The sequence below is a fragment of the Pseudoroseomonas cervicalis ATCC 49957 genome (assembly GCF_000164635.1).
GTDB classification, from domain to species: domain Bacteria; phylum Pseudomonadota; class Alphaproteobacteria; order Acetobacterales; family Acetobacteraceae; genus Pseudoroseomonas; species Pseudoroseomonas cervicalis.
Genome location: NZ_GG770780.1, coordinates 182,316 through 190,021 on the forward strand (window position 1 = coordinate 182,316; position 7,706 = coordinate 190,021).

A 7,706-nucleotide genomic window follows, 5' to 3' on the forward strand; every position below is an offset into this window, starting at 1 on the left:
CGCCCGCCGCCCCCCCCGCGGCTGCGGCAGCCGAGGCGCCGGCGATGCGCCGCACCCATGCGCTCTCCCTGCTGGGCGCGCCGGCGCTGCCGCCGGACTTCACCCATTGGCCCTGGGTGAACCCCAACGCCCCCAAGGGCGGGCAGATGACGCTGACGGCGCTGGGCAGCTTCGACAGCTTCAACCCCTACATCCTGCGCGGCACCCCGGCGGTCGGCACCAGCCTGATCTACGATTCGCTGATGGTGCCGAGCGGCGACGAGGCCAGCACCGAATACGCGCATCTGGCGCGCGAGGCCGAGGTGCCGCGCGACGGGCGCGGCGTCACCTTCGTGCTGAACCCGGCGGCGCGCTGGCATGATGGCCGCCGCATCACCGCCGAGGATGTGGTCTGGACCTTCCAGACCCTGCGCGAGAAGGGCCGCCCCTTCTACCGCGCCTATTGGGGCGATGTCTCCGAGGTGGTGGCCGAGGCCGAGGACCGCGTCGCCTTCCGCTTCCGCACCAACGAGAACCGCGAGCTGGCGACCATCCTGGGCCAGATGCCGGTGCTGCCGAAGCACTGGTGGGAGGGGCGGGACTTCGCCCAGCCCGGCCTCGACATCCCGCTCGGCTCCGGCCCCTACCGGATCGAGCGCTTCGAGCCCGGCCGCAGCATCACCTATCGCCGGGTCGAGAATTACTGGGCGCGCGACCTGCCGACCCGCAAGGGCACCCACAATGTGGATGTCATGCGCTACGAGTATTTCCGCGACACCACCGTGGCGCTGGAGGCCTTCAAGGCCGGGCAGATCGACCTGCGCACCGAGAATGTCGCCCGCGAATGGGCCACCGGCTACGACTTCCCCGCCGCCCGGCGCGGCCTGGTGAAGCGCGAGGAGATCCGCCACGAGCTGCCCACCGGCATGCAGGGCTTCGCCATGAACCTGCGCCGGCCGCTGTTCCAGGACCGCCGGGTGCGCGAGGCGCTGGGGCTGGTGTTCGATTTCGAGTGGATGAACGCCAACCTGTTCTATGGCAGCTACGCCCGCACCACCTCCTACTTCTCCAATTCCGAGCTGGCGGCGACCGGCCTGCCCTCCGAGGGCGAGCTGATGGTGCTCTCCGCCTTCCGCGGCCGGCTGCCGGAGGAGGTGTTCACCACCGAGTTCCGCGTGCCGACCTCGGATGGCAGCAACAACAACCGCGACAATGCCCGCCGCGCCCTGGCCCTGCTGCGCGAGGCCGGCTGGACGGTGCGGGAGCGCCGGCTGGTCAATGAGCGCGGCGAGCCGTTCAATTTCGAGATCCTGCTGGACGGCGCCACCTTCGAGCGCATCGCCCTGCCCTATATCCAGGCGCTGCAGCGGCTCGGCATCGAGGCGCGGGTGCGCACCGTCGACCCCGCCCAGTACCAGGTGCGGATGGACGCCTTCGACTACGACATGACGGTCGATGTCATCCCGCAATCCCTCTCCCCCGGCAATGAGCAGCGCGACTTCTTCACCTCGGAGAAGGCGCGGGAGAATGGCAGCCGCAACATCATCGGCATCGCCGACCCGATCATCGACGCGCTGGTCGAGCTGGTGATCGCCGCCCCCGACCGCCAGGCGCTGATCGACCGCACCCGCGCGCTCGACCGCGTGCTGCTCTGGGGCCACTACATGGTGCCGCACTGGCACAGCCGGGTGTTCCGCCTGGCCTGGTGGGACAAGTTCGGCCGGCCGGAGCGCACGCCGCGCTACGCGCTGGACCTGCAGGCCTGGTGGGTCGAGCCCGCCAAGGACCGCGCCCTCCCCACCGACCGCCGCACCCCATGATTCTTTCTATCGGCTGCCTTTCTTTCAGCTGCCGGTCATGGCCGGAACGGGGTCGCTCTGAACGGGCGTGGCGCTCCGGCCCGGCCGTGGCGGCGCGGCGCTCCCGCACCGTGAGCGCCCCGGCACAGTGCAGCGTCCCTCCTCTCAACCCTTGCGCGGCAGCCTGACAAAAAAATGGGAGCGTATCTGCTCAGGAGGCTGGCGCTTCTGGTGCCGACTTTGTTCGGCATCATCCTGATCAACTTCGTCGTGGTGCAGTTCGCGCCCGGCGGGCCGGTGGAGCAGATGCTGGCCGAGCTGCGCGGCCAGGGCGGCAGCGTCATCGGCCGGCTCTCGGGCGAGAGCCAGGGCGAGCTGCGCGGCCCCGCCCAGGGCGGCGGCGAGGGGGGCGGCGGCCCGGCCGGCACCTATCGCGGCGCGCGCGGCATGGACCCCACCGTGGTCGCCGAGATCGAGCGCATGTTCGGCTTCGACAAGCCGGCGCATGAGCGCTTCCTGACCATGATGAAGGGCTACCTCACCTTCGATTTCGGCGAGAGCCTGTTCCGCGGCCGCAAGGTGGTGGATTTGTTGTGGGAGAAGCTGCCGGTCTCCATCAGCCTCGGCCTGTGGTCGACGCTGATCATCTATCTGGTGTCGATCCCGCTCGGCATCCGCAAGGCGGTGAAGGATGGCGGGCGCTTCGACATGTGGAGCTCCGCCGTGGTGCTGGTGGGCTATGCGGTGCCGGGCTTCCTGTTCGCCATCCTGCTGGTGGTGCTGTTCGCCGGCGGGTCGTTCCTGCAGATCTTCCCGCTGCGCGGCCTCGCCTCCTCGGGCGCCGATTCCTGGCCCTTCTGGCAGCGCGCGCTGGACTATGCCTGGCACATGGCGCTGCCCACTTTGGCGCTGGTGATCGGCGGCTTCGCCGGGCTGACCATGCTGACCAAGAACTCCTTCATGGAGGAGATCGGCAAGCAATATGTGCTGACCGCCCGCGCCAAGGGCGCCAATGAAGGGCGCGTGCTCTACGGCCATGTCTTCCGCAACGCCATGCTGCTGATCATCGCCGGTTTCCCGGCGGCCTTCATCGGCATCCTGTTCACCGGCGCGCTGCTGGTGGAGATCGTGTTCAGCCTGGACGGGCTCGGCCTGCTGGGCTTCGAGGCGGCGATCCGCCGCGACTATCCGGTGATGTTCGGCACGCTCTACATCTTCACCCTGCTCGGGCTGGTCATGCAGATCGTGGGCGACGTCACCTACACGCTGATCGACCCCCGCATCGATTTCGAGGCCCGCCGATGAGGCCGATCACGCAGCGGCGCCTGGCCAATTTCCGCGCCAACCGGCGCGGCTGGTGGTCGCTCTGGATCTTCTCTGCCCTGTTCCTGGTGACGCTCTGCGCCGAGCTGGTGGCCAATGACCGCCCGCTGCTGGCCAAGGTGGAGGGGCGCTGGTTCTTCCCCGTCGCCATCGAATACGCCGAGAGCGACATCATCCCCGACGGCTTCCCGACGGCCGCCGTCTGGCGCGACGCCGCCTTGCAGGAGGAGATCCGCGAGAAGGGCGGCTGGATGGTCTGGCCGCTGCTGCCCTATCGCTACGACACCATCATCAAGGATCTCGGCCGCCCGGCGCCCTCGCCGCCCAGCTGGAAGAACCCGCTCGGCACCGACGACCAGGCGCGCGACGTGCTGGCGCGCGTCATCTATGGCTTCCGCGTCTCGGTGCTGTTCGGCTTCGCCCTCACCCTCGTCTCCTCCGTCATCGGCATCGCGGCGGGGGCGGTGCAGGGCTATTACGGCGGCTGGGTCGACTTGGGCTTCCAGCGCTTCATCGAGATCTGGTCGGGCATGCCGCAGCTCTTCCTGCTGATCATCCTCTCCAGCGTGATCGAGCCGGGCTTCTGGACGCTGCTCGTCTTCCTGCTGCTGTTCTCCTGGATGTCGCTGACCGGCGTGGTGCGGGCGGAGTTCCTGCGTGGCCGCAACCTCGACTATGTGCGCGCGGCCAAGGCGCTGGGCGTCTCCGACACGCGGCTGATGGCGCGCCACATCCTGCCCAACGCCATGGTGGCGACGCTGACCTTCCTGCCCTTCCTGCTCTCCGGCTCGGTCACCATCCTGGCCAGCCTGGACTTCCTGGGCTTCGGCCTGCCGCCGGGCTCGCCCTCGCTGGGCGAGCTGGTCAGCCAGGGCAAGAACAACCTGCAGGCGCCCTGGCTCGGGCTCACCGCCTTCTTCGTGCTGGGCGGCGTGCTCACCCTGCTGATCTTCGTGGGCGAGGCGGTGCGCGACGCCTTCGATCCGCGCAAGCTGCCGGGGGGGAGCCAGGGATGACATTGGTAGAGCCGGGGCGCTGCCCCGGGCCCCGCTGGGGGGACAGGGTCCCCCCGGACCCCGCCATCCGTTTGGCGCCAACTGAAGGCGGGGTCCGGGGTGGCCCTGCCACCCCGGCGGGGGCCAGGGGGCGGAGCCCCCTGCCATGACGCTTCTCTCCGTCGAGAATCTCAGCGTCGCCTTCCGCGGCCGCAGCGTGGTCGAGGGCGTCTCCTTCGATGTGCGCCCCGGCGAGACGGTCGCCCTGGTGGGCGAGAGCGGCAGCGGCAAGAGCGTCACCGCCCTGTCCTGCCTGCGGCTGCTGCCGGCCGCCGGTGCCAATCCCTCGGGCCGCATCCTGCTGGACGGCACCGATGTGCTGCGCGCCGATGCGGCCGAATTGCAACGGCTGCGCGGCGGCGTCGCCGGCATGGTCTTCCAGGAGCCGATGACCAGCCTGAACCCGCTGCACAGCATCGGCCGCCAGGTGGGGGAGGCGGTGCGGCTGCACCAGCCCCTGCGCGGCGCCGCGCTGCGCGAGCGGGTGCTGATGCTGCTGGAGCGTGCCGGCCTGCCGGACCCGGCGAAGCGGCTGGACGCCTTCCCGCACCAGCTCTCCGGCGGGCAGCGGCAGCGCGTGATGATCGCGGCGGCGCTGGCCAACGACCCGCGCCTGCTGATCGCCGACGAGCCGACCACGGCGCTCGACGTCACCATCCAGGCGCAGATCCTGGCCCTGCTGTCCGAGCTGAAGCAGCGCCTGTCCATGGCGATGCTGCTGATCACGCATGACCTCTCCATCGTGCGGCAGCAGGCCGACACGGTGGTGGTGATGCGGCATGGCCGCGTGGTGGAGCAGGGCCCGGCGCGGCAGGTGCTGACCGACCCGCGCCATGACTACACCAAGCTGCTGCTGGCCACCGAGCCGCGCGGCACCCCCGCCCCGGTGCCGGAGGAGGCCGCGACGCTGCTGGAGGCCGACCAGGTGCGGGTGCATTTCCCGATCCGCCGCGGCCTGCTGCGCCGCCAGGTGGGGGAGGTGCGCGCGGTCGATGGCGTGTCGCTCACCCTGCGGGAGGGCGAGACGCTCGGCCTGGTGGGGGAGAGCGGCAGCGGCAAGACGACGCTCGGCCTGGCGCTGCTGCAGCTGGAGCGCAGCGAGGGCCGCATCGCCTTCGAGGGCCAGCCGATCCAGGGCCTGTCGCGCGCCGCGCTGCGGCCGCTGCGCGCGCGCATGCAGGTGGTGTTCCAGGACCCCTATGGCTCGCTCTCGCCGCGCATGAGTGTGGCCGAGATCGTGGGCGAGGGGCTGGCGGTGCACGAGCCCGGCCTGTCCGCCACCGACCGCGCGCTCCGGGTGCGCGCGGCGCTGGAGGAGGTCGGGCTCGACCCCGCCACCGCCGAGCGCTACCCGCATGAGTTCAGCGGCGGCCAGCGCCAGCGCATCGCCATCGCCCGCGCTTTGGTGCTGCAGCCGCGGCTGCTGGTGCTGGACGAGCCGACCAGCGCGCTCGACGTCTCGGTGCAGGCGCAGGTGGTGGAGCTGCTGCGCGGGCTGCAGGCGAAGCACCGGCTGGCCTATCTGTTCATCAGCCACGACCTTCGGGTGGTGCGGGCCATGGCGCACCGCATCCTGGTGATGAAGGGCGGGCAGGTGGTGGAGATGGGCGCGGCGGATGCGGTGTTGCGCGCGCCGCGCGCCGACTACACAAGGGCGCTGATGCGGGCCGCCTTCCCGGACGGGCCGCGCATGGGGAATGGGGAAGCGCCCGGCGCATGAACGAGTTCGAGACGCTGCGCGAGCTGATCCGGCAGGACCGGATCCAGCTCGGCGTCGATATCCGCAAGATGAACACGCCGGGCTCGCCCGCCTACCGGCCCTTCGAGACGCTGGCCCTGCCGGTCACCATCCTGGTGGCGAGCTTCCTCGGCGCCAAATACGTCAATATCCATGTCGGCGCGGTGCTGCTGGCGGCCGGCATGGCCTATTGGCTGCTGAAGGTGCAGCCGAAGGTGAAGGAGGCGGTGTTCGCCCGCACCGCCGAGCTGGCCCTGTCGCGCGAGGCGCTGTTCGACGGCCTCTGGGCCAAGGGCGCGCTGACGCTGCACACGAAGATGCCGGATGGCAGCAGCCGCATGGCCAACCGCAAGAACAGCTGGCGCGACCTGGTGCGGCTGGTGGCGGAACAGGAAGGCGGCACGCCGCCGGGCTGAGCGGCGGCGCGCGATCCGGGCGCCGGGCGCTTCAGCCTGGCAGCCCTTGCAGCCAGCCCAGCAGCCGGTCGGCCAGCGCCGGCCAGTCCGGCTCCAGCATCATCAGATGGCCATGGCCGGGCAGGAACTCGGCGTTGCGGCCATGCCACAGGGCGCAGCGCCGCACCGCGTCGGCGGGGATCAGCTGGTCCTCCCCGGCGCCCAGCACCAGCACCGGGCGGCCATGCAGCCAGCCATAGGGCACCGGCTGCGGCAGCTGCGCCTCCAGCAGGGCGGTGGAGGATTCGCCGCCCAGCCGCGCCGCGTAGTCGCGCGCCAGCGCCAGCGGCATGGATGCGCCGAACAGCGCCGGCGCCAGCTCGGGCGGGGTGCTGCCGGGGGGGGCGTCCATGCGCGCGGCCTCGGCCCACAGCGCCGGGTCGGTCAGCGCCAGCCTGGTGCTGGACAGCCAGAGCCCCTCGGGCGGCACCGGCGCCAGCAGGGCGGCGGCGCGCAGCCGCGGCTCCAGCAGCAGGCGCTGCGCCACCAGCGCGCCCAGCGAATGGCCGATGGCCACCACCGGCCCGCCCGCCTGCATCAGCGCCGTCCGCGCCTGCGCCACGTAATCCGACAGCCCGGCCTCCCGCCCGCCGGCGCGGCGCTTCAGCTCCAGCACCAGGGCGGGGTAGCCGGCTTCGGAGAAACGGGCGGCGAAGCCCTGCTCCCACACCCAGGCGCCGCAGCCGGCGCCGTGCAGGAACAGCAGGGTCGGGCTGCCCGGCGCCGCGTGGCGCCGCAGCCCGGGGCGGGAGAGCGGCGTGGCCGGCGGCATGTGGTCGGGCGGCATCAGGCGGCCCCCGGCAGGGGCTCGCCCGCCAGGCCTTCGCCCGGCATGCGGGCGCGCAGCACATCGACCGTCGCCTGCGCGGTGGAGGGCGAGACGCCCAGCCTTTGCAGCGCGAAATCGGCCATGCCGAGCGCCACCTCGCGCTCGCCCATCAGCGCCATGCCGACGCCGCCCTCCTGGCGCAGCCAGGCCACCTCCTCATCGTCATGGGTGCGCACCGCCACCTCGATGGAGGGGTTGGCGGCGCGCGCCATGGCGATCACCTGCCGCGCCTCCCACGCCCCGGGCAGGGCCAGGATCAGCAGCCGCGCCTGGTGCGGCCGGGCGCCGTGCAGCACCTCCTCCTTGGCGGCGTCGCCCCAGATCACCGGCAGGCTCTCGGCGCGGGCGATGTCGGCGATGCGCCGGTCCTCCTCCACCACCACCAGCGGCAAATTGTGGCGGCGCAGCGCGGCGGCGATGGTGCTGCCGACGCGGCCATAGCCCACCAGGATGGCGTGCCGCTCCAGCGCCGGCAGGCCGGGATGCGGCGGCGCCGCGGCGGCGTGGCCCCGCTGCCAGCGCGACAGG

7 protein-coding genes are annotated in these 7,706 nt (G+C 71.8%); 5 read left to right on the plus strand and 2 right to left on the minus strand.

The features are described 5' to 3' along the window. From HMPREF0731_RS14285 to HMPREF0731_RS14305, 5 genes are all read left to right on the plus strand, one after another. Positions 1–1,799 (plus strand): extracellular solute-binding protein (locus tag HMPREF0731_RS14285; RefSeq protein ID WP_007004865.1); only part of this gene is annotated, 1,799 nt, incomplete at its 5' end. Between the two features lie 174 nt (positions 1,800–1,973). Continuing rightward, on the plus strand, positions 1,974–3,083 hold the full coding sequence (locus tag HMPREF0731_RS14290) for a microcin C ABC transporter permease YejB (protein WP_007004866.1): 1,110 nt from the start codon (positions 1,974–1,976) through the stop codon (positions 3,081–3,083). Further along, a complete protein-coding gene (locus HMPREF0731_RS14295) occupies positions 3,080–4,117 on the plus strand; it encodes an ABC transporter permease (RefSeq protein ID WP_007004867.1) in 1,038 nt (345 codons plus the stop codon). Before HMPREF0731_RS14290 ends, HMPREF0731_RS14295 begins: the two co-directional genes overlap by 4 nt. Before the next feature lie 145 nt (positions 4,118–4,262). After that, positions 4,263–5,876, plus strand: a complete 1,614-nt coding sequence (locus HMPREF0731_RS14300) for an ABC transporter ATP-binding protein (RefSeq protein ID WP_007004868.1) — start codon at positions 4,263–4,265, stop codon at positions 5,874–5,876. After that, entirely contained in the window at positions 5,873–6,310 is a 438-nt protein-coding gene (locus HMPREF0731_RS14305; protein WP_007004869.1) for a hypothetical protein, read from the plus strand. Before HMPREF0731_RS14300 ends, HMPREF0731_RS14305 begins: the two co-directional genes overlap by 4 nt. 31 nt (positions 6,311–6,341) lie before the next feature. Here HMPREF0731_RS14305 and HMPREF0731_RS14310 read toward each other — a convergent pair whose 3' ends face one another. Then, positions 6,342–7,136 carry an alpha/beta hydrolase gene (locus HMPREF0731_RS14310; RefSeq protein WP_007004870.1) on the minus strand — a complete coding sequence of 265 codons (795 nt, stop codon included), beginning with the start codon at positions 7,134–7,136 and terminating at the stop codon, positions 6,342–6,344. After that, the coding region (locus tag HMPREF0731_RS14315) for an NAD-binding protein (RefSeq protein WP_007004871.1) at positions 7,136–7,706 on the minus strand (571 nt) is incomplete at its 5' end. The genes HMPREF0731_RS14310 and HMPREF0731_RS14315, both read right to left, overlap by 1 nt.

Excerpts from the sequence above, each read along its gene's own strand:
- HMPREF0731_RS14290 (WP_007004866.1), top strand. The coding sequence starts at position 1,974 with ATGGGAGCGTATCTGCTCAGGAGGCTGGCGCTTCTGGTGCCGACTTTG.
- HMPREF0731_RS14295 (WP_007004867.1), top strand. The coding sequence starts at position 3,080 with ATGAGGCCGATCACGCAGCGGCGCCTGGCCAATTTCCGCGCCAACCGG.
- HMPREF0731_RS14300 (WP_007004868.1), top strand. The coding sequence starts at position 4,263 with ATGACGCTTCTCTCCGTCGAGAATCTCAGCGTCGCCTTCCGCGGCCGC.
- HMPREF0731_RS14305 (WP_007004869.1), top strand. The coding sequence starts at position 5,873 with ATGAACGAGTTCGAGACGCTGCGCGAGCTGATCCGGCAGGACCGGATC.
- HMPREF0731_RS14310 (WP_007004870.1), bottom strand. The coding sequence starts at position 7,136 with ATGCCGCCCGACCACATGCCGCCGGCCACGCCGCTCTCCCGCCCCGGG.